Source organism: Terriglobia bacterium, from assembly GCA_020072565.1.
Classification (GTDB): Bacteria; Acidobacteriota; UBA6911; order UBA6911; family UBA6911; genus JAFNAG01.
The window spans coordinates 20,072-44,403 of sequence record JAIQGI010000041.1 but is presented as its reverse complement, the minus strand read 5'-3'; the positions used below and the strand labels follow the sequence as shown (position 1 = coordinate 44,403).

Sequence of the window (24,332 nt, the reverse complement as noted above, 5' to 3'; positions counted from 1 at the left end):
AGTGCGCATCAGCTGGTAAGGCTTCTTCAGCCCCGCCAGGCCCGGCGCCTCCGCCCGGTAGCTGCACCAGTCGTACTTCAGGTAATCAACGCCCCATGAGCACCACTGCCTGACATCCTGTTCCTCGTGCTAAAGCTCGCCTCGAGCCCCTGGCAGGTGGTCGGGCCGGGGCTGCTGTAAATGCCGAACTTGAGCCCCTTGCTGTGGATGTAATCCCCGAGCGCCTTCATGTCGGGAAATTTCTTGTTGGGAATGAAGTTGCCCTGCTCGTCGCGCGTCGGCCCTTCGAACAACTCGTCGCTCTGGCGCGGGCTGCGTTCCCAGCCATCGTCGATGCAGATGTAGGTCCAGCCGTGATCGATGAGGCCCTTGTCCACGAAGGCGTCGGCCGTCCGGCGCACGAGGGCCTCGGTGACGTTGCGGCCGCGTGCGTTCCAACTGTTCCAGCCCAGCGCCGGGGTCAGCGACAGTTGGCCTTCGGCCACGATCTTGAATTCCTTCCGGGCTTCGCCCGCCGAATTCCGGGCGCGAAGTGTGACCGGGCAGGTCCCCTTGTTCTGGATCGTGCCGGTGATGATGCCGGTCGCCGGATCGACCTTGAGCCCTCCAGGAAGTCTGTCGACCGAATAGGAAATGGGCCTGGTTCCCGTTGCGGGGATCTTGTAGAGCACAGGTCGTCCGGGTGTCACTCCCGTCAGCGCGGGGCCATTGATCCTGGGTTTGGGACCGACCTTGGGCGTCAGCACCTCCCTGGCCTCGCCGGGGATCTCGACCACCACCGGCTTTGTGCCCGATACTTCGAATCTCGCCTCAGCCAGATCGTAGTGCGCAGAGCCGCCCCCGCCGCCTCCCCGTCCTCCGCGCCCGCCGCCGCCACTGTTGACGATGATGGCCATCAGACTGACGCCTTTGGTGTCGACTTCTATCGGCACACCATCGCTGCCGGGCGGGATGGCATTGTTTTCATAGAGCATTTTGTTCTCGTCGGCGAGAATGCGCACACTCATCGGGAGCGTCGACGCTCCGCCCCGGCCGCCTGAACCCTGGCCCGCGCCCCCGCGCCCCGATTGGCCGGCGGCCCCGCCGGAGGGTTGCGGGCTCACCTGACTTTCATCATCGACGCCCAGAATGGCGGAAAACTCATCGCTGCCGCCATTCAGCCGGATGTATAAGACTGTGTAGCCATTGACGCAAATGCCCCGGCCAAAGGTCTGTTTGTTGATAGTGAGTGTTTTGCCGTCGATGGTCTTGTCGATCGCCGGCCGGACCTTGTCCGTCACTCTTGCTTTCGAGAGATCAAGCGATGAAAGCCAGATCGTTTCGGTCCGGGGGGCACCCGTGAGGAGTCCGATCGCCGCGCCGATTGCGCATAAGCCTGCCAGGCATGGAATGCCGGGATGCTGCGTCATAGCCATTTTCCCCATTTGAAGTCTGAGATCCCGATTGATCATGGGAGTGCATATGGTCGCTGAGACGACGCGCTTATCTTAGAGAAACAGCTTGGAATTGTCGATTCAATACCGCAAAAACCACAGCCGGTGCGGAACGAGCATCGCTTACAAATGATCCCGAGTACGCCAACCATGGAGTACGACCTGCCGTCGAGCGTGAGGGTCCGTCCCGGGGCGGCGCGGTTTCTATCAAAAAAAGCCACTGCCAGCATCCGTCAATGGGGTGTTTGTTGCGCGCAACTCATTTCTTCAAAATGATTAGGATCAGGATGGTCAACTGACTTAAAATACGACCAGTCGACTTACTTGTAGCTCACCAAGTCCAACCAGATGTGGAGTACTGGGATGAATACCGCATTTCATAGGGTTCGGGTCGGGCTCCTCTGCAGATTCAGTCTCTCGATCCTTCACCTCGTACGATCTGGGGAGCATGAGCCCCACTGAGGCTGCACCCGTTACCTATCATTGGCCCTGGACCAGAGGGCTGGCGCTTTTCCTGCCGGCAATCATCATTTTGCCCTTCCTTCTCATCAAGCCCAACCGCCGAGCCGCGGCCTGGCTGATGCTGATCCCGCAGTATCGCGAGCGGCTGAAGGCTGTCTTCAATGTCGCCCCCGCGCCCCAACAACCACAGCGGCAAACTGCCGTGGCGGGTAGTCAGGCGCCCTGATAATTAAGCGGAGCGCGGGCGGACCGCCCGCGCCCACGACGTGGATCGCGGCTGCCAGCCGCGACCCTCCTCATGTCTCCCAACGTTGCCCCGATTTTCATGCGTCACTGAGTGCGCCGCGGCGCGTGAGGGGCTGCTTCGAAAATAGCGCCCCTCACAAACATCGTAGTCGTGATCGGTTTTATTGATGTACATAAACTACCGGGCACGACCGCGATCACGACCCATGACAGAAAAGGCAGGGCGGTAAATTGTCATTTTCATGCCGCTTCCCCTCGTCATTATCTTGACGAACGGCCTGGGGATGTGAGATGAAGACTCCCGGTTTGATCTTTCCGGAACCCTAGCGGACAATTTGTGGGAACCTTTTGATTGAAAGGCGCCAGTCCTGAGAAATTGCAGCGGCGCAGTCTCATGGCACATGCACACGACATTTTGATGAGAGCCGGAGTGAATCTGGAACTCCACGATCAGCTTGTGGCATATAACGACGCATTGCATGAGAGAACGTGCCGTGCGGCGAGGAACCGCCCGGCCGCAATGGAGTTCTTCGATCGGGCGTTTCATGCTTCCCACGCAGAGCGTGTCGAGGAGATCCTCGAGTACCGCGCAAAGGGGGGGAAGTCGATCGGGACATTCTGCATCTACGTACCCGATGAAATCGCGCTGGCTGCCGGTGTCTTGCCGATTCCGCTCTGCGGCGGCTCGCACTGGCCGGTTGATTACGCCGACAAGATGTTCCCGAGAGACATCTGCCCGCTGATCAGGTCGACCTTTGGCATGGTGTTCAGCAACACCTGCCCTTACCGGAGATTGAAGGATGGCGTGGTCGGCGAAACAACCTGCGACGCCAAGAAGAAAGCATGGGACCTCCTCGGTTTTGAAGTGATGGAGGTCCCTCAAAAGAAAAACGAGATGGACCGCGCGCTCTGGCATTCGGAGGTCAGGCGCTTCCGGGAATATGTCGAGAAGCTGTCAGGTGTGACTGTGACTGTTTCAAAGCTGAAAGAGACGATCGCCCTCGTGAACAAGCGGCGGAGGGTCCTCCAGCAGATAAACGCGTTTCGCAGGCTTCCTGATCCTCCGATCTCGGGTCTCGATGCCCTTCTTGTTTCTCAAATTGCCTTAAATCAGGATGTCCAGGTGTTCATCGCTGCCTGTGAAGAGCTGATCAGCGAGCTGGAAAGCAGGGTGAAACAGGGCATTTCATCATACGAATGGCGCGGGCCCAGGATTCTGCTGGCGGGGACCCCGTCGCCGATGGGAAATGTCAAAGTGCATTATGCCCTCGAGTCGTCCGGCCTGCAGGTGGTCGCAGACGAGTCCTGCACCGGGATGCGCTATTATCGTGATCTCGTGGACGAATCGCCGGATGATCTGGATGGAATGATGGCAGCCATCGCCGACCGGTATTTCTCCATCGATTGCGCCTGCTTCAGTCCGAACACGGAGCGGGTACAGAACATCTTGAAAACAGTCCGTGAGTACGACATTGACGGCGTGGCCCAGAGCATCCTCGCGTTCTGTCATACTTACAACATTGAGGCGAAAGTCATTGACAAAGCACTTGCGTCGGCGAATGTCCCATCGCTGAAGATTGTCACCGATTTTTCATTCGAGGATCTCGAGCAGCTGAAGGTGAGGATCGAATCCTTTGGCGAGCTCATCCAGTCGAAAAAGGCGCAACCGGCCTGATATGCTCGCCTGCGGATTGGACATAGGATCGACCACGATCGAGATTGTGCTGCTCGAGGGCAGGAGTGTGGTCGGGAAGTGCATGGCGCTTTCAGGTGCTTCCCCTGCCGAGCACGCCAAAAGAGCCCTGGAAGGACTTCTCGAGGAGGTTCGGCTCGAGCGTTCTGCCATCGCCCGCATCATAACCACCGGCTTTGGACGGAATTACTTTGCCCAGGCCGATCGCGCCATCTCTGAAATCACCTGTCACGCCGCCGGAGTCGTCTCCGAAATCCCCGAAGCCCGCACCATCATAGAAATCGGTGGCCAGGATTCAAAGATGATGCGGCTGGACCAACGAGGATTGGTGCAGGATTTTGTGATGAATGACCGTTGCGCAGCCGGTACCGGGAAATTCATCGAGACCGTGGCGCGGACACTGTCGATCCCCGTCGAGATGACAGGAGAGGCGGGCCTGCGTGCGGACAAGCCGCATGAAATATCGTCGATGTGCGCCGTGTTTGCCGAGACGGAGATTGTCGGGCTCCTGCATCAGGGAGCATCGCTGGAATCAGTGCTGCGCGGCGTGTTCAACGCCGTGGCGCGAAGAATCCTCGGCATGTCGGGAAGGATCGGACTGCAGAACGATGTTGTGTTCACAGGCGGTGTGGCCAAAAACGTGGGGGTCCGCAAGGCGCTCGCTGAAATTACCGGGCATGCAATCCGAGTCCCCTCGGAGCCTCAATTCACCGGGGCGCTCGGCGCAGCCATTCTCGCCGACCGATTTTCCCAAAATCCGGAGGCATTACTGGTCCGGCATCCGTGCGGAGGCTGAATGGAAATCGTCCCGACGCCGGCATCCCCGTCCGGAATGAGTATCGCTCCTCCGTATCGAGCACACGGTTCAAAGTTCGGCAGGGCTTACCCGCTGGACGCCAGCACCTGATGATGCGACAAACAATCCGCCCCAAAGGCGGCACGGTTCGCAGAGCTCCTGGACCCGCGGTAAAATATCAGGCGGATGAAAGGGATTGAGCGTGCGCATCCTCGTTGTGGAAGATGACAAGAAAGTGGCGGGATTCATTCAGCAGGGCTTGCAGCAGGAGAGCCATGCGGTGGATGTCGCCCACGACGGCGAGAGCGGAGCTTACCAGGCTGAGAGCTTCGAGTACGACCTGGTCATTTTAGACCTCATGCTGCCGCGCGTGCCGGGCTTGGAAGTGCTGCGGCGCATCCGGGCCAGGAATCCACAGCTGCCGGTTCTGATACTCACCGCCAAGACCGATCTCGAGGACAGAGTAACCGGCCTGGACAGCGGAGCAGATGACTACCTGATCAAACCGTTCGCTTATGCCGAGCTTTCCGCCCGGGTTCGCGCCTTGCTCCGCCGGGCCTCCAAGGAAGACGTCAAGCTCCGGATCGCCGACCTGGAAATGGACACCTCCACCCGCATTGTGAAGAGAGCAGGGCAGCGCATCGAGTTGAAGCCCAAGGAGTATGCGCTGCTCGAATTCCTGCTCCGGAATGCCAACTGCCCGGTGACCCGGAATATGATCGTCGAACATGTCTGGGACATTCATTTTGATGCCGTCAGCAACGTCGTGGATGTCCACATCAATTGGCTGCGCAACAAGATCGACAAAGGCTTTTCGCCCCCCCTGATACACACACTGCGCGGGGTGGGCTACCTCCTCACGGACACCCCTCCATGAAGCCGCCCAAGCTGCGCACCAAACTGGCCCTCTTTTACGCCGCGGTCATCACATTGCTCCTGGCCATCGCGAGCCTGCTGTTCTACAACCTGCTGGCGTACCAGTTGGACAGGGATCTGCATGCTGAATTGCGGGAACGCACCGCCGCTCTGCGGGGATATCTGCATTTCAAGGGCGATCAAGCGGATCTGGTCTATGACCCGGCTGACCCGGAAGAGGCGTTTTTCGTGGGAAACGCAATCCGGTACTATCAGATCTACGACGCTGCCAGCGGCGCCATGATCACGCGTTCACCGCAATTGGAAGCGCTGGGATTTCAATACACACCCGACGAGCTGAAGGAACTGGTCAGGCAGGTGGCCCAGGGCTCTGACTTCACCGGACTCGAGACGGATCAAGTGGAGTTGCTGTTTCACAACGATCTGGTACGACTCCCTGCCGGGCAATCCTATCTCCTGCAGGTCGGCGCTCCACTCACGCCACGGAAGACCACCTTGCGCCAATCACTCCAAATCATTTTATGGCTGCTCCCCTCCGGGATCATACTCGCCGTGTTCTCGGGGTGGTGGATCGCTGGGAGGGTGCTGCGGCCGCTGGAATCCCTGAGTGCCACCGTCCAGGAAATGAGCATCTCCCAGCTTCACAAGCGGCTGCCTTTGACGGGCACCGGGGACGAGCTGGACCGGCTGGCAAACACCTTCAATGACATGTTTGGCCGCCTGGAAAAGTCCGTCGGGCAAATGAAGGAATTCACAGCCAGCATTTCGCATGAGTTCCGCACTCCGCTGACGGCCTTGAGAGGAGAGGCTGAAATCGCACTGGCCAAAGCGGGCAGCGCGAGCGATTACCGGCGGGTGCTGGAAAGCCAGCTGGAGGAGTTTGCCAAGCTTTCGCAAATGACCGACCAGATGCTTACCCTGGCGCGCGCAGAGGCGGGACAGATCAAGCTCGCACGCGAAAATGTGAACCTCTCGGATCTGGCACGGTCCCTCGTGGAACAGATGGAAATCTTGGCCGCCAACAAAGCCATCACCCTCGAGGGCGTGCAGGAAGGCGAGGTTACCGTCGTCGGTGATGCAGGGTGGTTGGAGCGAGTCATCCTGAATCTTCTCGATAACGCGATCAAATTTACCCGCGACGGCGGCCGCGTCGAGATCAGCGTTCGCAGGCAGGATGGCGACGCTGTCCTGGAAGTGCGCGACAACGGTATCGGAATAGAGGCGCAGGCACTGCCGCACGTTTTTGAGCTCTTCTATCGAGGCGATCCATCACGCTCCAAGGAGCTGGACGGAGCCGGGCTGGGCCTCAGCCTGGTCGAGTGGGTCGTAAAAGAACATCAGGGCCGAGTCAGCGTGGATAGCCAGCCTAAACAGGGGACTGTCTTTCGCGTGACGCTTCCGCTGGCGCCTGCCGATTCCCACACAACCTGATCTCTCCAGATCTAACGGCAGCGAGAGGATTAATCAGGAAATAATTTGGGCTTAATCCTGGCTTAATCGTCCGGTTGGTAGCCTTTGTCTCGAGAGTGCAGTGGCAATCTCAAGCATGATTGAAAGGAGACAAGGATATGAAGCGTGCTGTAACTTTAGCGATGGGGCTGATCCTCCTCATGGCCCTCGCAGCTTTTGCTCAAGGAACCGCGGCTGGAACCAGTGCCAAGACGACCAAGCCGAGGGCGGTTGTAACCCATACGGCAATGGGAGTCGTCAGCTCAGTGGAAGCGAACAAGCTGGTGCTCTCCCACCGAGTGAAGGGCAAAGAGGAACAATCGACCTTCCTGATCAACGATCAGACCAAGAAGGAAGGCGATATGAAGGCAGGTGACAGAGCCACCGTGCATTACCGGGTGGAGAAGGGTCAAGACATCGCAACCATGGTCAAGGCCTCTCCCGCTGTGGCCAAGGCCAGCAAGCCCAAAAAATAGCCGGTCTGGAGGCTGTTAAAGGCAGCCGCGCACGGCACGAATTTCACGAATGTCGCTATTCTCGAAATCCGAGCCATTCGTGGCTGCTTTCCGTTCTTGAGGAGTCACTTCCGGAGCACAGGCCGGCTCCGGCCCCTAGTCCTGCAATGCCAACATGAGACAGGGCGATGCCGCATGTCCCTATTGATCAAGCCGTCCCTCTTGCGTAAGCTGTGTGTGTATTGACCTAGGAATGTCCAATCGGAATCAACTGCAAAGCCAAATGCAAAAGTAAGAGGAGTCTCTACATGAACAGGAAAACCGTATGGCTCAGTTTGGTTGCAACTATCGCCCTGCTGGCGATGATTTCCACAGTGTCCCTCGCCGCCCAGCAATCCCAGGACGTTTTGAAACCAGGAACGTATTCCGCCAAGGTGAAGGCGATCGTGTGTGGCGGGTGCGGCCCGCTCATCAAACAGACATTGGAAAAAATGAAGGAGATTGATGCTGTTTCGGTGGATACCTCGAAGATGACGCTCCAGTTTACCGTCAAAAAAGACAGCACCGTCAAATTGTCGGATGTTCAGAAAGCTCTCAAGGTCGCTGCCGACCAGATGAAGATGGGGGCAGACTATACGCTTTCTGATGTGAAGCCTACAAAGTAGGAAAATCAGGATCCGGCCAAGTTCGTCCATCTGCCGCGGAGATGTTGCCGAAGGCTGCAACACATGCAGCCTCGGCAACCGCTGTCGACCTCAGCCGGACGAGGATGGCCTCCGGGCTCCGCCACAGAATCCACGAAATACACGAAGCACGCGAAAAGGATTTCATGTGTTTGTGGCTTGAATGTTGGCCGCGGACGTCAGGCGGCATTGCGTTCCCCCGCGTCTATCCGTAGTTTCCTGGGTTTGAGCACGGCATGTTTGCCGGGCGAATGGGGTCAGAGGAATAACGTCCATGGAAAAACGGCAACTGGGCAACACCGGCTTTGAAATTACTCCGATCGGATTGGGGGCCTGGGCGATGGGGGGTGGAGGTTGGGCATTCGCATGGGGTCCCCAGGATGACGAGGAATCGCTCGCTGCCATTCATCACGCCCTCGACCTCGGCATCAACTGGATCGACACGGCAGCGGTTTACGGTCTGGGGCACTCTGAGGAGGTCGTGGCACGAGCACTGGCGAAATTGCCCAGCACCCGCAGGCCCTTGGTATTTACGAAGTGCAGCCTGGTCTGGGATGAAAAGGGCAACATCACGCACAGCCTGGAGCCGGCTTCCCTCCGGAAAGAGTTGGAGAACAGCCTGCGGCGTCTCCGCGCAGAGACGATCGACCTGTATCAGATTCATTGGCCGAGTTGGGCGCCCGGACCGACTTCGCCGGACGCAGGCATTGAGGATGCGTGGCGTACACTCTCCGGCCTGCAGAAACAGGGCAAGATCCGCCACCTTGGGGTCTCCAACTTTGACGTCACACAACTGGAACGCATCCGTGCCATCGCGCCCGTGAGTTCGCTCCAGCCTCCTTATTCCATGTTGAAGCGCGACATCGAAACCCGGATCCTGCCCTACTGTGCCGTGCACAACATCGGTGTAATCGTTTACTCGCCTATGCATTCCGGCCTGCTCAGCGGCGCCATGACGCGGGAGCGTATCGCCGGGATGCCCAAGGACGACTGGCGGCGCGCGCAAAGCCCGCAGTTCCAGGAGCCGAAACTCACCCGGAATCTGAAGCTGGTGGAACAGCTCCGCGCCATCGGCGCTCGGCACGGACGTTCTCCAGGCGAAGTGGCAATCGCCTGGACACTCCGGTTGCCCTCAGTTACAGGCGCCATCGTCGGTGCGCGCCGGCCCGCTCAGGTCGACGGTTTCATCGGAGCCGCAGAATTCCATCTCAGCACGGAAGAAATCGAGCAAATCGAGCGGGCCCTGGCAAACCATCAATCCCCCGATTAACAAGGACACCGACCGCAGAATACCAAAAGCGCAGGAGGATGTTCTCGTGCGGCTCGAGTGTTTCGTGGTCACCATTCTGGCTGCGGCTGTGTCCCGAGTGTTCCTCATATCCAGCTTGGAAAAATTGAATTTTGCAGAGACGACCCCGTCACGATATAGTGAGGGCACATCGAATCAAGCCGGGTGGAATTGAGGCATTTACCCAAACGCCGGAAGCTCAGGATCGAGCGTGAGCGAAGTCATTCACATCCGGCGAAAGGTCTCGCGGGAGCGATCACACTGCAATCTGGACAATATGGAGGCGGGTTATGAAGAAACGGTTGATCCTTGCATTTTTGCTGGCCGCGGCGCTTCTGCCGCTGGCGGCTTACAATGCGGCGCCACAAGCGAATGACGCGGCCAGCCTGGCCAATTTGCGCTGGCGCTCCATCGGTCCGGCCAATCCGGGCGGCCGCGTCACCGACATTGTGGGCGTGCCGGGCGATCCGAACACCTATTATGTCGCCGGAGCCGTTGGCGGCATCTTCAAGACCACCAATGGCGGGATGACATTCACGCCGATCTTCGACAACCAGGAGGTGTCCTCCATCGGCGCCGTCGCCCTCGCGCCGTCCAATCCGAATGTCATCTGGGTCGGGACGGGGGAAGGCGATCCACGCAACGATGCCGGTTTTGGCGACGGCGTGTACCGTTCGGCCGATGGCGGGCAGACATGGCAGCATGTGGGCCTGACGGATACCGAGCGGATCAAGCGCATCCGTGTCCATCCCACGGATCCCAACACCGCCTGGATTGCAGCGCTCGGCCACGAGTGGGGGCCGAACGAGGAACGTGGGGTGTTCAAGACAACCGACGCCGGCAAGACCTGGAAGAGGGTACTTTACCTGGACGCGGACACCGGTTGCTCCGACATCGATATCGATTCCCGGAATCCGAGCATCCTCTACGCCGGCATGTACACCTATCGCCGCAGGCCGTGGCGTTTCGACAGCGGCAGCGGCCGGACGGCACTCTACCGCTCCAAGGATGGCGGGGAGACGTGGGATAAGCTGATCCAGGGGCTGCCCAAAACGCCGATGGACCGCATCGGTGTGGCCGTGGCCCCGAGCAATCCGAACACCGTTTACATGATCACGGAGACAAAGATCGAAGGCAATCTGTTCCGTTCGGATGATCGCGGCGACACCTGGCGCATGGTGCTCAACAACCCGAATATCAACTTCCGCCCTTTTTATTACAGTGACCTGAGAGTGGATCCAAACAATCCAGAGAGAGTCTATTCCTTGGGCGGCAGCCTGATGATGTCCATCGATGGCGGGCGCACCTTCTCGAGCATCGCCCAGGGTGTGCACTCCGATCACCAGGCGCTCTGGATCGATCCGAAGAACTCCAATTACGTCCTTTCGGGCAGCGACGGCGGCTTCCAGGTTTCGCTCGACGGCGGGCGCACATGGGAAGTCATCAACAACATTTCGTTCGCGCAGTTCTATCACATCACCTACGACCTGCAGGTGCCCTACCTTGTCTACGGAGGCCTGCAGGACAACGGTTGCTGGGTCGGGCCGAGCGCGACGATGTTCAGCAACGGCATCCGAAAGCGCGACTGGTACACCATCGGCGGGAGCGACGGCTTCTTCGCCGTACCGGACCTCAATGCGCCTCACCTCGTCTACACCGATCTCGAGGGGGGCTCGATCACCCTGCTCGATCGCAACTCCGGCGTGTCGCGCAATGTCACGCCCTATCCCAAGGACGTCGGCCCCACGGGGAGTCCCATTTTCAATTACAGATACCGGTTCAACTGGAATCCGCCGATCGCCGCTTCCCCGCAAAATCCGAGCACTATTTATTTCGGCGCCCAGGTCATATTTAAGACGACCAATCAGGGCTATTCGTGGGAGATCATCAGCCCCGATCTGAGCACCAACGACAAAAGCAAACAACAGTCTTCCGGTGGCGAAATCGTAACCGACAACACCGCGGCGGAATTCCACTGTACGATCCTCACCATAGCCGAATCACCGGTCAGGGCGGGCGTAATCTGGGCAGGCACCGACGACGGCAACATTCAGGTGACACAGGATGGCGGCAAAAAATGGACCAATACGATCGGCAACATCAAAGGTCTGGCGCCCAACCCCTGGATCCCGACCATCGAGGCCTCGCACTACGATGCCGGCACAGCGTATGTCGCAGTGGATCGTCATCAGGACAACGACTTCGCGCCATACGCATACAAGACCACCGACTACGGCCAGACCTGGACCTCGATCCGGGGCGACCTGCCCGGAAAAGGTTACGTTCACGTGGTGCGCGAAGATCCGAAGGTGAAAAACCTGCTGTATCTGGGCACCGAGTTGGGCATTTTTGCATCCTGGGACGACGGCGGCCACTGGGTGCCGATCCGCAACAACATGCCGCCGGTGGCAGTCAGGGACATCGCCATTCATCCCCGCGACAACGACATGATTGTCGGCACGCATGGCCGCGGCGCCTACATTCTCGACAACATCACTCCGCTGCAACAACTGGCACAAGCCAGGGCGAGCGATGCCTTCCTGTTCGACATTCAACCGGCCATGCGCCGCCAGCTTGCGGGACGTGATGGCTCCGTCGGCGCGAAGGACTACGGCGCTCCGAATCCACCTTATGGGGCGGCCATTGATTACTATCTCAGAGCAGCCACGACCGACCAGGTAAGCATCACAATCACCGATAAAGCCGGCAAGGCGATGCGCACCTTCCGCAACCAGACGAACCGGGCGGGCGTGAACCGGGTGATTTGGGATCTGCGCATCGAAGGGCCGCAGGCGGCTCCCGGCGGTGCGCCCGGCACCGGCCCGGCGGCAGGCGCTCCCGGAGCCGGAGGGCGTGGCGGCGGCGGGCGCGGCGGCGGTGGTTCCAGCCCGCAGGTCGTACCCGGCGAATACAACGTCGTGCTCCAGGTCGGCAGCAAACAGATGAGCAAACCGGCCCGTGTCGTGCTTGACCCGAAAGTAAAGGTTTCGGCGGCCGATCTCCAGGCGCAGTCCAACACGGCGCAGGAGGTGCAGGCGCTCAGTGTCACAGTCACCGGTTTGGTCAATCGTGTGGAGGACCTGACGCGTCAGCTGACGTCCCTCTCCGATCCGGCGCGCCGCCCCGCACTGGATCAGCTCAATCAGTTGCATGCCAAGCTTGTGCGCGAATGCACCATGAGCTACCGTTGCGGTGCGAAGCTGCGCGAGAATGTCAACTCTCTGCTCGGCTCCGTGACGGGGACGATCGCCCGGCCCAGTGACGGCATGCTGCTGCTCCTGCGTGAATATAAAGAGGAGGCTGCGCAGGCAGCCGCAGACCTGAATGCAATCGTCTCGACGTCCATTAAGAAGGAAAACTAACCGCCTGATAAATCGGGGAACTGCAGGTGCACGCAGAGAAGCGCTGATGATCACTCGCGCTCATCTGCGTGCGCCTGCGGTTTCGTTATTGGAGCCTGGAAATGCCGAGTGTGTTCATTACCGGCGCCGGCAGGGGATTCGGACGCGAATTACTGGATGTATACGCTGGACGCGGATGGACCGTCTTTCCCCTCGTCCGGGATCCGGCTGTCGCAGCGGGACTGAATTCAGATTACGGAGCCGCGTGTCACCCGGTTGTCGGCGATGTTGCGTCCGCCGACGTGGAACGGCAGATCTTCGGCGTCCTGGAGCGGGACTGCGGTTCGCTCGATGTGCTCATCAACAACGCCGGCAACATCAAAAAGCTGCGCTGGCTGCCGAGCACGGCCCCGGAAGATATCGAGAGTTTGTTTCGGGTTCATTGTGTGGGCGCATTCCGCTGCACTCGGGCCGCGCTGCCGTTTCTGCGGAAAGCCGGGAGGCCCATCGTGGTCAACGTAACCTCCAGGTGGGGATCCATAACCCGCACGGTCGCGGGGCACTTCCGGGGCATTTACTCCTATCAGATCGCCAAGTGCGCTCAGAACATGCTCACAGCCTGCCTGGATCACGAACTCAGAGGTGAAGGCATCCGTGTGGTTGCCCTCCACCCCGGGAAACTGAAGACGGATGCAGGTGCGGTGGATGCCGATACACCGCCGAGAGCAGCCGCCATAAAGCTGGCGGATTGGGTTCAAGCTTTTGATCCTGACCAGGAGTGCGCCTGCCATGACCTGATGGGCGGCGGATTCATTGAATGGTAGCCGTTCACAAATCCAAAATCCGCAATCCAAAGTCATTTCGAGAGGGTCTTGCCGGCGGGCTCCGCGTGGATCACGATGCGCCCGAGCTGAGGAAACTCGAGGCGCAAGCGGCTTTCCAGTTCTTCGGCAATCCCGTGCACCTCGCCGACAGGACAATCCGTGTCGACGAGCAGGTGCAGCGAGAGATACACCTTGCCCCTCATTCGGTGAAGCTCGACATCCTGACAGCCGCGCGTGCGCTCCAGTTCGCGGCAGACGGCCTCGATCCGTTCGTGATAGCGGGCAGCTTCCGCCTCCGCGATTTCAAGGCCTGGCGCCAGCACTTCACTCCGGGGCTCAATGTGCACATGTACATCTGCGACCGTGGTGGGCAGATCACCCGCGCCCAATTCCTGGCGCAGCTGCGTCTCCAGCTCGGTGGCCAGCAAGTGCGCGCTTTCGAAGCTGAGCTCGGGATCGACCTCGAGGTCGAGGTCAATCCAGATGCCGCGCTCGGTCGAGTGCGTGGTAATGTTGTGCACCGCTGAATGCGAGCGCGCCGCCACCGCCCGGATTCTCTCGAGCACCCCTTCATTCTCGGAGACGGGGTCGGCGTGCACGACCACGTCGGCATTGGGCGATACGCCGCGCACCGCCTCCTGCGCCCGCTGAGTCACGGCGTGACTCTCCTCGAAGGACAGATACCGCGGCACATCCACGCTCAAATCAACAAAGACCTGGCTGCCGACGTTGCGCACGCGGATGCGCGAGACGCGCAGCACACCGTTGACTCCCGACAAGGCCGCCGCGTAATGCTCCGCCAACCCGGCGGGAGCGCTATCCAGCAAAATGTCGATGGTCCGGCGTCCGAGTTGCACGCTCACATACACCACGATAAGAGCGACAATCAAGGCAGCCGCCGCGTCGGCGCGCGCAAAGATCGACTTCGTGCCCGTGGCCTCGCCGTAGCGCACCAGTCCGAGTCCCACGAGCACGACCGCGGAGCTCCAGATGTCGGTGCTGAAATGCAGCGCATCAGCTTCCAGAGCCTGGCTGTGGTATTTGCGCGCGATGCGTCCCAGCGCCCGCGACCGTGAGAAGTCGATGACAATTGAAATCGCCATGGTGAGAAAGGCCCACACGCTGGGATTGATCTCAACTTCCACGAAGAAGAGGCGCCGGATGGCTTCGTAAAGGATCCAGAGGCACGTGATGAACAACAGCCCCGTCTCGGCGAGCGCGCTCAGATTCTCGACCTTGCCGTGACCATAAAGATGCGATTCGTCGGCGGGTCGATCACTCACCCTCACCGCCAGCAAGGTGATCACGGCGGCCGCCAGGTCGAGCCCCGAGTGTGCAGCTTCCGCCAGAATCCCGAGGCTCCCAGTAATGAGGCCGATGACCAGCTTGGTGCCTGTAAGAAAGATGGCGGCCGCTACCGAAGTTGCGGCAACAAGGCGTTTTTCACGGACTTGCTCCTGCAGATTCGCTTGTGTCACCAAAAGGTATCCTTTGCGATCATTCTACTCCATTCAAGCCTGAAATTCCGAATCGAAGGCGCACGAATACTTACCACATAAGACGATGCACACGAAAAAATCTTCGCGCATCTTGTGTGTTTCGTGGTTTGATGAGGCGGATGATGCAGAGAATGCCGGACCAGATCGTCGGGGCCAGTAGCCAAATCCTCCCGGTCAACCCCTGGATGATACTTCCCTTTGCGCTTCTGCTCCTGGCGATCGCCATCGCACCATTCATCAATCGCCATTGGTGGGAGAAATACTACCCGCACGTTTCGATCGGCCTGGGAGTCATCGTTTTTGCCTACTACGCCGTCTGCCTGGATTACCGCCGCATGATGGAGACCTTCGTCGAATACTTCAGCTTCATCGTGCTGATCGGATCGCTGTTTGTCGCAGCCGGCGGCATTTTCCTGCACACCGAGCGCCGCGCCACGCCGCTGGTGAACACGCTGCTTCTGGCCGCAGGCGCGCTGGTTTCGAACATTCTGGGCACGACCGGCGCATCGATGCTCCTCATCCGGCCGTTCCTGCGCATCAACCGGCCCCGTGTGCGCGGCTATCACATCGCGTTCTTCATCTTCATTGTCAGCAACATGGGCGGCGCACTGACGCCCACGGCCGATCCGCCCCTGTTCCTCGGCTACCTGAATGGGGTGCCGTTTCAGTGGACGATGCAAAAGGTATGGCATATCTGGCTGTTGGCCATGGTCCTGGTGCTGGCTGTGTTCTTTGCGGTGGATACATACGCCCATCGGAAGCAGGCTGATGAAAAATCCCGCCATGTCAAAAGCGCGCGGTTCGAACTGCGCGGAACCCACAGCTTCTTGTTTCTGTTCATTATTCTCGCAGCCGTTTTTGCCAGAACGCCGGTGCGCGAAATCATCATGATCTCAGCAGCCACCGCCGCTCACCGTTTCGCCCGGAAGGAGGCTCTGCGCGCCAATGAGTTCACCTTCGCTCCGATCAAGGAAGTGGCCATCCTTTTCGCCGGCATCTTCGCCACCATGGTGCCGGCGCTCGACTGGCTCGCGCTGAACGCCGATCACCTCGGGATCAGGACTGCGGGACAGTTTTATTGGTCCACAGGCATCCTCTCGAGCTTTCTCGACAATGCTCCGACCTATCTCAATTTTCTCGGCGCGGCGATGGGATTGCATCAGCTCACCCTCGGCAACACCGAGCACATTAAGATCCTGCTGACCGAGCATGGCCGGTTGCTTCAGGCGATCTCGGTAGGAGCGGTCTTTTTCGGAGCAAACACCTACATCGGCAACGGCCCTAATTTCATGGTCAAGTCGATTGCAGAGCACCATGGAGTCAGGTGCCCTTCGTTTTTCGGGTACATTTTCCGTTATTCACTGCCGGTGCTGATCCCGATCTTTATCCTGATCTGGGTTCTGTTCTTCCGGTAGTTGGGCATCATCAAAATCTCAAGGCAGAGGGCGCACGGAGCGCTGAGAAGAACGCCTCTGCCGGACGGGCTCCGGGGACTCTGTGTGGGTGCGTTGCTCTTCAGAATCGATGAAGCACGTGAAAAGAGTGTTACAAACGCCGGCGGCATGGCGTATAAGAGACGGGACCAGGGGTCGGAACGGGGATACGTTGACCTGGTTTTCCCCCAACATCCAATCTAGGAAAGGGTCGCACCTATGAAACGAGAGCGACGAACTCGTCACATCAAGATTTGGCTTGGATTGATGATTTGCCTGCTGCTCACAGCAGCGGCATGGAGTCAGGGACGCGGGGGAGCACCACCGGCCGGGCCTGCCATCAACCAATCCGAAGATCCAATACTCAAGGAGTTTCGCTGGCGTTCGATCGGACCTGCGAGCATGGCGGGCCGCATTGACGATATCGAAGCCGTGGAGAGCAATCCTGCCATGTTCTATGTAGGATTTGCTACCGGCGGCCTGTGGAAGACCGTCAACAACGGCACCACCTTTGAGCCGATCTTTGATACTTATCCTGTGATTTCCATCGGTGATATCGCAATTTACCAGCCCAATCCCAGCATCATCTGGGTCGGCACCGGCGAAGCCAACAATCGTCAGAGCTCGTCCTTCGGCGCGGGAGTCTACAAATCGGCGGACGCCGGGAAGACGTTCACCTTCATGGGACTGAAGGAAACTCAAACGATCGCCCGAATCGTGCCCGATCCCAAAGATCCCAACGTCGTCTATGTCGCAGCGCTGGGCCATCTGTTCGGGCCCAATAAGGAGCGGGGCATCTACAAGACAACCGACGGCGGCCAGACCTGGACCAATGTGAAGTTCATCGACGAGAACACCGGGTTCACTGATCTCGTGATGGATCCCGGCGACAACAAGACGCTGTATGCCGCCTCCTATCAGCGGCGGCGGACGGCTTGGGGATTCAACGGAGGCGGCCCGGGGAGCAGCATCTGGAAAACCAGCGATGCCGGCAAGACCTGGACCAGACTGACCGGCGGACTCCCCGGTCCGGAACTCGGCCGCATCGGTCTGGACGTATCCCGCTCAAACCCAAATATCCTCTACGCTCAGATCGAAGCCCTCAAATGGGGGGGAGCAGGCGGTGGCTCCGATGCCATGTCAGCTGAACAGGCTGCCCAGGCCGCTGCTCAGGCGGCTGCGGGCGGACGTGGTGGTGGATTCGGAGGTGGCGGTGGCGGCGGACGCGGCGGAGAGACGCCGGCGGGAAATCCCGATCCTGCGAAAGACGGCGTGTGGCGATCCGACGACAAGGGCAAGACATGGCATGTTGTCAGCAACAACAACAACCGTGCCATGTATTACAGCCAGATCCGGGTCGATCCCAGCAACAGCGAAATTGTTTACACGGGCGGCGCTCAGTTCTACAAAGCCACCGACGGCGGGAAAACGTTCAGGACGGTCCAGGGCATTATCCACACCGACAACCATGCCATCTGGGTCGACCCCAAGAACGGGAACCACGTAATGATCGGCAATGATGGCGGTCTGGATGTCACTTATGACCAGTGCGAAACGTGGGAATTCGTCAACACGATCGCAGTGGGCCAGTTCTATGCGGTCGCCGCGGACATGCGCAAGCCCTACTATGTGTATGGCGGGTTGCAGGACAACGGCAGCTGGGGTGGCCCCAGTGCGACCCGCAACAGCGATGGCCCCATCAATTCCGACTGGTTCCGGATCGGCGGCGGAGATGGTTTCTACTGCCAGGTGGACCCGACGGACTACAACATCGTGTACACCGAATCGCAGAACGGGAGCATGTCGCGCTACGACCTCAGAACCGGGCGGCCCACCAACATCCAGCCGAGAACAGGTGCCAGAGGACGCGGCGGCCAGGGCGGGGGTGCGCCCAACGCCGAGGTCACTCCGGAGCAACAGGCCCAGCAGCAGGCCATGGCGGCGCAGGCGGCACAGACGGGATTCGGCGGCGGCAACAACATCGTTCCTCCTTTGCCGGCCGGCGAGCAGCTCCGCTGGTACTGGAATACCCCTATCGTGCTGTCACCCCATAATCCGCGGACCGTGTACACCGCGGGCAATCGGTTCTTCAAGTCGTTGAACCGGGGCGACACCTGGATGGCCGGTCCTGACCTCACCAAAGGGATTGATCGCAAGACCCTGTCCATCATGGACGTGCCGGGAGACAAAGATATGTTCTCCAAGCACGACGGATATGGGAGTTTCGGCCATATCGTCACCCTGGCCGAGTCCTTCGCCGTGCCGGGAGTCATGTGGGCCGGCACGGATGACGGCAACGTTCAGGTAAGCCGTGACGGCGGGCTTAACTGGAGAAATGTGGCCGACAACATTCCCGGGATCCCGAAGGACAAGTATTATCAGATTACACGCGTGGCCCCGTCGCATTTCGATGCCGGCACCTGCTACGTGGCCATCGACGGGCATCGCTACGACGACCTGAGGCCCTATGTGTATGTCACCCGCGACTTCGGGGCGACCTGGACTTCCATCGCCGACAATCTGCCCCAGGAATGGCACGTCAACGTCATCCTCGAAGATGCCAAGAACAAAAACCTGCTGTATCTGGGTACCGAGCTTGGCTTCTATATTTCGCTGAACGGCGGGGGCGAATGGAAGAGATTCATGACCGGTCTCCCCAACGTGCCTGTCGATGACGTGATCATGCATCCGCGTGACAACGATTTGATCCTCGGGACTCACGGGCGCAGCATCTGGATCATGGATGACGTCACCGCCCTGCAGCAGCTGACGGACAAGGCGATGTCCGACGACGCGACCCTGTTCTCCGTGCGCCCGGCAACCATGTACCAGACGGACATCTATGTGGACCGGGGGCTTCCCCGCGACAAGATCTTCAGAGGTACCAACCCTCGAGCGGGAACAGCCATCAGCTACTTCCTGAAGTCTGCTGCATCCGCGGACGTCAAAGTCGCCATCATGGATGTTGACGGTAGGGTGTTGCAGGAAATGACGCCGGCGGGAGGCAAGGACGCAGGCCTGCATCGGGTGCAGTGGCAGGTCGGCGGCGGTGGCAGAGGCGGATTCGGCGGCGGAGGCGGTGTGCCGGGGGCCGGAGCTCAGGCCGCAGGCGGTAGAGGTGGTGCCGCGGGTGTGGCCGCAGCCGGAGCTGCCGGAGCCAGAGCAGGCGCAGCCGGGGCGGGCGCAGCCGGCGCCGCAGGTCAGGGTGCCGGCATCAGAGGCGCTGGCGCGGGTCAGGCAGCCGGAGCCCCGGGCCAATTCCCCGGTGGCGGCGGCGGTCGAGGAGGCGGCGGTGCCGCCGTCGAACCAGGCGTTTATCGCGTCAAGCTTACGGTTGGAGACAAGGAGTACTTCACCAGGGTGGTGGTCGAAGCAGATCCTAACGTCAAATAGTCCTGTCCTCGATCCCAGTGCGTGAGAACATCTCAACGCGGAGGGCGTGGAGCTCGCGGTTAAAATGTTCTTCTCCGCGGGCGCCGCGTCCTTTGCGTTGAGATTTTGTTTTTGAGCCCATTGTTTTCGGCGTTTGAATCGAATAAGATCGCTGCAAATGGCCGAGACTTCGGGAAAGAAGGAAGCCCAGCAACGCGTGGACCGCATCCACTCCTTCCGGCGCGAGCTGGAGCAGCTGACCCGCGAAGGAGTCCTGGGTCTCACCGACGAGCAGCGGGCGCGGCTCGATACCCACCTCGACAAGACGCTGGCCGAGCTGGCCGGGCGTTTCGACGTCGACGTCAGCGAATCCCAGAAGCAGATTTCACTCGCCATGCGCATCGCATCGGCTCTCGGCGGGCTGGCTTTGTGCGCGGCGGTGTTTCTGTTTTTCTATCGCTATTGGGGACTGCTGAGCACGCCGGTTCAGGTCGCGCTTCTCGTCTCGATTCCCATCCTCGGGTTGATCGCCATGGAGTTCGTCTCCCGAAGAGAAAGAACTCTCTATTACACATCGCTCCTGGCGCTCGTGGTATTTGCATCATTTGTATTGAACCTGAACGTGCTCGGTTACATTTTCAACCTGGCACCGTCGCAGAACGCCTTCCTTGCCTGGGGAGTGTTTGCACTGGTGCTGGCTTACGGCTACTCCCTGCGGCTGGAGTTGGCTGCCGGACTGGTCTTGCTCGTCATTTTTGTCGCGGCGCAGATTATGTCGCTGAGCGGCGGATCCTTTGATGCGGTCATGGACCGCCCGGAGACTTTCCTGCCGGGCGGCATGGCATTGCTGGCAATCCCCCTGATTCATCGCCACAGCAAGCATCCCGGCTTCGCCACCGTCTACCGACTGTTCGGACTTCTCTTCCTCTTCCTGGCGCTGCTCATGCTGGGTAACCTGGGCCACCTGACTTATCTCCCGTTCCCGAAGAAAGCCGTGGAAGGCATCTATCAAGTAACAGGTTTTGGCGCCGTCATCGCTGCCATCTGGATCGGCGTCCAGCGCCGCATGATGGAAGCGGTAAACCTCGGATCCGCATTCTTCGCAATTTATCTGTTCCTCCGCCTGTTCAATTGGTGGTGGGACTGGATGCCCAAGTACCTTTTCTTCCTCATCATCGGGATCATCGCGCTGGTACTTCTGGCGGTGTTCCGCAAGATCAGAACCGGAACCGGAAAAATGGAGACGGCATGAAGAGACCCTGCCTGATCCTGGGGATCGCGGCCATTCTTGCCACCAACGCCATCGCGTTGATCGGTGTCTCGAGGAATCGAGCGGGCGGACCCGTGCAGACGATCGAGCTCACCGAACGCGAATTGCCGTTGCAGAGCATGGGCCAGGACAACTCTGGCGTCGGCCTGAGACTTGAGTGGATCCGGCAGCCGGCACAGGCGGGTGAGGTTTTCAGTCGTGCCGAGCTGGAGGAAATCGGCTTCGATTTCCATATCCCCGCGGGAACGCCGGGCAGAGATCTCTCCCTGCTGCCCCGCGTGGCCTATGTAGCCCTGGAGTATGAGGGAAAGGCTTGGGAGCAATGGCTGCAGCAGGCGGAGGAGGAGAAAAAACGAAGGCAATCCGCCGCTCAACGCACACCCGGCAACCCGAGCGAAGAAAGAGATCCCCGCAACGTGTCGCACCTTGTCCCCGTGGGTGCGGCAAAAAGTCTGACGGCGCTCCGCAGCCGATATCCCGACCAGAGCAGGTACCTCATCGTGCAAGCTGTTTTGAGGGCAAGTCTGGAAGATGTGAAGGATCCGGCTTCCGGATCGATAACATCTCACAACTGCGTTGGATTTGTTTCCCAGATCCTCCCTTCCGACATCAATGTCCCCCTGCCCCAAGCCAGGCTCATCTCCCCACTGAAGCCGCAAATGGGTCAGGAGCCGCGCTACACCGTCACCCTGCAATACGGCCGCAACCTGGAGCCTTGGGTGGCATCCGTCAGGCTGCGAGACAACCCGGCAACAAAATAGCCCGCCAATACCCCTGGAAAGGCAAAAGCCGGAGATTCGACCTTGCACGACTCTTACGTTTACGTTAGCATTCGAGTGTGATGAATGGGTTCTTAATTTGTCTTTGTGACTACGTCGGTCGGGAATGTTGTCGGGGCTCCAGCTCCAAGAGGGAGGTTGGGCCTTAAGTTATTGTGAACGCAGTTGCTGGGGCCCGCTTTCTGATGGTGACAGGCGGTCTATTTGCGTTTTAATCTGGAAGAGCCTGCCCTGGAAACTGACAGCCGGGAGATTTCGATGGCCAAAATTGCCAACAGTATCGTCGACCTCATCGGAGGGACACCGCTCGTGCGCCTCAATTCGCTCTCGAAGGGCTGCGTCGCTGAGGTATTGCTCAAGCTCGAGTTTTCCAACCCGGGAGGCAGCGTCAAGGATCGCATAGGTCTGAGCATGGTCCAGGCTGCAGAAGAACGGGGGATGATCAAGGATGGCACGGTCCTGGTTGAGCCGACGAGTGGAAACACCGGCATCGCCCTGGCGCTCGTTTGCGCCGCCAAACACTACCCGCTGATTCTGACGATGCCCGAGACGATGAGCCTGGAGCGCCGCAAGCTGCTCAAGGTGTTTGGCGCCAAGCTTATCCTGACCCCGGGCTCAGAAGGGATGAAGGGGGCCATCCGCAAGGCGGAGCAAATAGTGGAGGAGCACCCTAATTATTTGATGCTTCAGCAGTTCAATAATCCCGCCAATCCGGCTGTGCATCGCCGGACGACTGCCGAGGAGATCTGGGCCGACACCGACGGCCAGGTGGACATCCTGATCTCCGGCGTGGGCACTGGTGGGACCATCACCGGCGTGGCCGAAGTGATCAAGCCGCGCAAGCCTGGTTTCAAGGCGATTGCGGTCGAACCAAAGGACTCTCCCGTGTTGTCTGGGGGCAAACCGGGTTCCCACAAGATTCAGGGTCTCGGCGCAGGATTCATTCCTAAGGTGTTGCGCTCCGAGTTGATCGATGAGGTCATCCAGGTCGGTCATGTCGAGGCCGGAGAGATGGCGAGGCGTGCGGCGCGGGAAGAAGGCGTGGCGGTCGGCATCTCGTCGGGCGCAGCCCTGGTGGCGGCGCTGCAGGTCGCTATGCGGCCGGAAAACAAGGGGAAAAAAGTCGTTGTGATCATCCCCTCAAACGCCGAGCGCTACCTGAGCACCTGGCTTTTTGAGGATCTGGATTCGGAGGGCGCCCATGTCTGAGGTTGGAGTGAGCCGTGTGGAGATGGCGTCAATCGTCGATGAGCTGAGCGGCTATCCGGGCCGCTTTGCCATGCTCGAGAAGCGTCCGCCCTGTGTCCAGCCGCTGCCTTCCCGAAAGGCCGCGGCCGAGATCCTGGAAGAGCTCCGGGCGATATTGTTCCCCGGATACTTCGGCAGCCCGGAAGCCGGCGCCGACAATGTCCGTTTCCACGTTGGCGCAACGCTGGACCTCGTCGCCCGGGACCTGGAGGAGCAAGTCCGGCGCGCACTTTGCTTTAACTGTTCGGCGCCGGAAGAAATTCCAGGCTGCAGCCAGCGCGCCGCGGACCTGACCCAGCAGTTCCTGCAGCGATTGCCGGAGCTTCAGCAGACCCTCCTGGAAGATGTCAAGGCGGCGTATCAGGGCGATCCGGCCTGCACCACGCCGGATGAAGCGATTCTTGCTTACCCTGGGCTCTATGCGCTCACCTTCTGTCGCATCGCTCATGCACTCTGGGAACTCGACGTCCCGCTGCTGCCGCGGATGATCACCGAAATCGCTCACAGCACCACGGGTATCGACATCCACCCCGGTGCCCGGATCGGAAAGCGATTCTTCATTGATCACGGCACCGGTGTGGTGATTGGCGAAACCTGCGTCATCGGCAACCGCGTTACGCTCTACCAGGGTGTCACCCTGGGTGCTAAGAGCTTTCCCCTGGATGAAAACGGCCATCCCATCAAGGGGGTGCCCCGCCATCCGATCATCGAGGACGATGTCATTATCTACTCGGGGGCAACCATTCTCGGCCGTGTCACCATCGGGCGGGAGTCCGTGATCGGCGGCAACGTCTGGCTCACCCGCGGAGTCCCTCCCGGCAGCCGGGTGACGCAGGGGAGTGCCCACTATGACGCCTTCCACTTTGGCGCCGGCATCTGAGTGATTCTGGATCACGGATTTTGGATTTCCTTTGCACGGTTGATCAGAGGCGGTCTGCCTGATCTCGCAACATTTGGTTTGAAGCCCTGATCCACACTCCAATCTGCGCAACCCTAAATCCAGAATCAAGAGGACAACCGACGAACCGGCAGCGCGGCCGCCGGGGGCCCGCAGTTGCGCGGGCACATAGTCGAATGTAACATCCCAAATGGACACCATGACTGCGGTAGCCAGCACACGAGGTTAAGAGCAAAGCATGGGGGCGGATCGCGCGAGGTCTCTGAGCCAGATTGAAATCAGCATCA

Annotated in this window: 18 protein-coding genes; 16 read left to right on the top strand and 2 right to left on the bottom strand. The window is 59.6% G+C overall.

What is annotated here, in order from left to right; translation table 11 throughout:
* Positions 1-77: 77 nt before the first annotated feature.
* Positions 78-1,409, bottom strand: coding sequence for an NPCBM/NEW2 domain-containing protein (locus LAP85_21500; GenBank protein ID MBZ5498983.1), 1,332 nt, complete (start codon positions 1,407-1,409; stop codon positions 78-80).
* Between the two features lie 472 nt (positions 1,410-1,881).
* Here LAP85_21500 and LAP85_21495 point away from each other — a divergent pair, with 472 nt between their 5' ends.
* The 10 genes from LAP85_21495 (at position 1,882) to LAP85_21450 (ending at position 13,546) form a co-directional block, all read left to right on the top strand.
* Positions 1,882-2,121, top strand: a complete 240-nt coding sequence (locus tag LAP85_21495) for a hypothetical protein (protein MBZ5498982.1) — start codon at positions 1,882-1,884, stop codon at positions 2,119-2,121.
* Between the two features lie 450 nt (positions 2,122-2,571).
* Positions 2,572-3,816, top strand: coding sequence for a 2-hydroxyacyl-CoA dehydratase family protein (locus LAP85_21490; protein ID MBZ5498981.1), 1,245 nt, complete (start codon positions 2,572-2,574; stop codon positions 3,814-3,816).
* 1 nt (position 3,817) lies between these two features.
* Positions 3,818-4,630, top strand: coding sequence for an acyl-CoA dehydratase activase (locus LAP85_21485; protein MBZ5498980.1), 813 nt, complete (start codon positions 3,818-3,820; stop codon positions 4,628-4,630).
* A 202-nt stretch (positions 4,631-4,832) separates the two neighbouring features.
* Positions 4,833-5,507 carry a response regulator transcription factor gene (locus LAP85_21480; protein ID MBZ5498979.1) on the top strand — a complete coding sequence of 225 codons (675 nt, stop codon included), beginning with the start codon at positions 4,833-4,835 and terminating at the stop codon, positions 5,505-5,507.
* Entirely contained in the window at positions 5,504-6,937 is a 1,434-nt protein-coding gene (locus LAP85_21475) for a HAMP domain-containing histidine kinase (protein ID MBZ5498978.1), read from the top strand. The genes LAP85_21480 and LAP85_21475 overlap by 4 nt, the downstream gene beginning before the upstream one ends.
* A 137-nt stretch (positions 6,938-7,074) precedes the next feature.
* Positions 7,075-7,431, top strand: a complete 357-nt coding sequence (locus LAP85_21470) for a hypothetical protein (GenBank protein ID MBZ5498977.1) — start codon at positions 7,075-7,077, stop codon at positions 7,429-7,431.
* Positions 7,432-7,718: 287 nt separating this feature from the next.
* Positions 7,719-8,075, top strand: a complete 357-nt coding sequence (locus tag LAP85_21465) for a cation transporter (protein ID MBZ5498976.1) — start codon at positions 7,719-7,721, stop codon at positions 8,073-8,075.
* A 292-nt stretch (positions 8,076-8,367) separates the two neighbouring features.
* The gene (locus LAP85_21460) at positions 8,368-9,363 is read left to right on the top strand and encodes an aldo/keto reductase (GenBank protein MBZ5498975.1); all 996 of its coding nucleotides are present in this window, start codon (positions 8,368-8,370) and stop codon (positions 9,361-9,363) included.
* 308 nt (positions 9,364-9,671) lie between these two features.
* Positions 9,672-12,743: a hypothetical protein gene (locus LAP85_21455; protein ID MBZ5498974.1), complete on the top strand. Its 3,072-nt coding sequence runs from the start codon at positions 9,672-9,674 to the stop codon at positions 12,741-12,743.
* A 101-nt stretch (positions 12,744-12,844) separates the two neighbouring features.
* Positions 12,845-13,546, top strand: coding sequence for an SDR family NAD(P)-dependent oxidoreductase (locus tag LAP85_21450; protein MBZ5498973.1), 702 nt, complete (start codon positions 12,845-12,847; stop codon positions 13,544-13,546).
* Between the two features lie 32 nt (positions 13,547-13,578).
* On the opposite strand, the gene LAP85_21445 is transcribed toward LAP85_21450, so the two are convergent.
* Entirely contained in the window at positions 13,579-15,024 is a 1,446-nt protein-coding gene (locus LAP85_21445) for a cation-efflux pump (GenBank protein MBZ5498972.1), read from the bottom strand.
* Between the two features lie 152 nt (positions 15,025-15,176).
* Here LAP85_21445 and LAP85_21440 point away from each other — a divergent pair, with 152 nt between their 5' ends.
* From LAP85_21440 to LAP85_21415, 6 genes are all read left to right on the top strand, one after another.
* Complete coding sequence (locus LAP85_21440) at positions 15,177-16,460, top strand: sodium:proton antiporter (GenBank protein ID MBZ5498971.1); 1,284 nt, start codon at positions 15,177-15,179, stop codon at positions 16,458-16,460.
* Positions 16,461-16,697: 237 nt separating this feature from the next.
* Complete coding sequence (locus tag LAP85_21435; protein MBZ5498970.1) at positions 16,698-19,871, top strand: hypothetical protein; 3,174 nt, start codon at positions 16,698-16,700, stop codon at positions 19,869-19,871.
* 157 nt (positions 19,872-20,028) lie between these two features.
* Positions 20,029-21,102 carry a DUF2157 domain-containing protein gene (locus LAP85_21430; GenBank protein ID MBZ5498969.1) on the top strand — a complete coding sequence of 358 codons (1,074 nt, stop codon included), beginning with the start codon at positions 20,029-20,031 and terminating at the stop codon, positions 21,100-21,102.
* Complete coding sequence (locus LAP85_21425; protein MBZ5498968.1) at positions 21,099-21,881, top strand: DUF4824 family protein; 783 nt, start codon at positions 21,099-21,101, stop codon at positions 21,879-21,881. The genes LAP85_21430 and LAP85_21425 overlap by 4 nt, the downstream gene beginning before the upstream one ends.
* A gap of 276 nt (positions 21,882-22,157) precedes the next feature.
* Positions 22,158-23,108: a cysteine synthase A gene (gene cysK / locus LAP85_21420; protein ID MBZ5498967.1), complete on the top strand. Its 951-nt coding sequence runs from the start codon at positions 22,158-22,160 to the stop codon at positions 23,106-23,108.
* Positions 23,101-24,027, top strand: coding sequence for a serine acetyltransferase (locus LAP85_21415; protein MBZ5498966.1), 927 nt, complete (start codon positions 23,101-23,103; stop codon positions 24,025-24,027). The genes cysK and LAP85_21415 overlap by 8 nt, the downstream gene beginning before the upstream one ends.
* The last annotated feature ends 305 nt before the right edge of the window (positions 24,028-24,332 follow it).

What these genes read in the sequence shown, in the direction of transcription:
- LAP85_21500 (MBZ5498983.1), bottom strand. Translation starts at nt 1,409, where the DNA reads ATGACGCAGCATCCCGGCATTCCATGCCTGGCAGGCTTATGCGCAATC.
- LAP85_21495 (MBZ5498982.1), top strand. Translation starts at nt 1,882, where the DNA reads ATGAGCCCCACTGAGGCTGCACCCGTTACCTATCATTGGCCCTGGACC.
- LAP85_21485 (MBZ5498980.1), top strand. Translation starts at nt 3,818, where the DNA reads ATGCTCGCCTGCGGATTGGACATAGGATCGACCACGATCGAGATTGTG.
- LAP85_21475 (MBZ5498978.1), top strand. Translation starts at nt 5,504, where the DNA reads ATGAAGCCGCCCAAGCTGCGCACCAAACTGGCCCTCTTTTACGCCGCG.
- LAP85_21470 (MBZ5498977.1), top strand. Translation starts at nt 7,075, where the DNA reads ATGAAGCGTGCTGTAACTTTAGCGATGGGGCTGATCCTCCTCATGGCC.
- LAP85_21465 (MBZ5498976.1), top strand. Translation starts at nt 7,719, where the DNA reads ATGAACAGGAAAACCGTATGGCTCAGTTTGGTTGCAACTATCGCCCTG.
- LAP85_21460 (MBZ5498975.1), top strand. Translation starts at nt 8,368, where the DNA reads ATGGAAAAACGGCAACTGGGCAACACCGGCTTTGAAATTACTCCGATC.
- LAP85_21455 (MBZ5498974.1), top strand. Translation starts at nt 9,672, where the DNA reads ATGAAGAAACGGTTGATCCTTGCATTTTTGCTGGCCGCGGCGCTTCTG.
- LAP85_21450 (MBZ5498973.1), top strand. Translation starts at nt 12,845, where the DNA reads ATGCCGAGTGTGTTCATTACCGGCGCCGGCAGGGGATTCGGACGCGAA.
- LAP85_21440 (MBZ5498971.1), top strand. Translation starts at nt 15,177, where the DNA reads ATGCCGGACCAGATCGTCGGGGCCAGTAGCCAAATCCTCCCGGTCAAC.
- LAP85_21435 (MBZ5498970.1), top strand. Translation starts at nt 16,698, where the DNA reads ATGAAACGAGAGCGACGAACTCGTCACATCAAGATTTGGCTTGGATTG.
- LAP85_21430 (MBZ5498969.1), top strand. Translation starts at nt 20,029, where the DNA reads ATGGCCGAGACTTCGGGAAAGAAGGAAGCCCAGCAACGCGTGGACCGC.
- LAP85_21425 (MBZ5498968.1), top strand. Translation starts at nt 21,099, where the DNA reads ATGAAGAGACCCTGCCTGATCCTGGGGATCGCGGCCATTCTTGCCACC.
- cysK (MBZ5498967.1), top strand. Translation starts at nt 22,158, where the DNA reads ATGGCCAAAATTGCCAACAGTATCGTCGACCTCATCGGAGGGACACCG.
- LAP85_21415 (MBZ5498966.1), top strand. Translation starts at nt 23,101, where the DNA reads ATGTCTGAGGTTGGAGTGAGCCGTGTGGAGATGGCGTCAATCGTCGAT.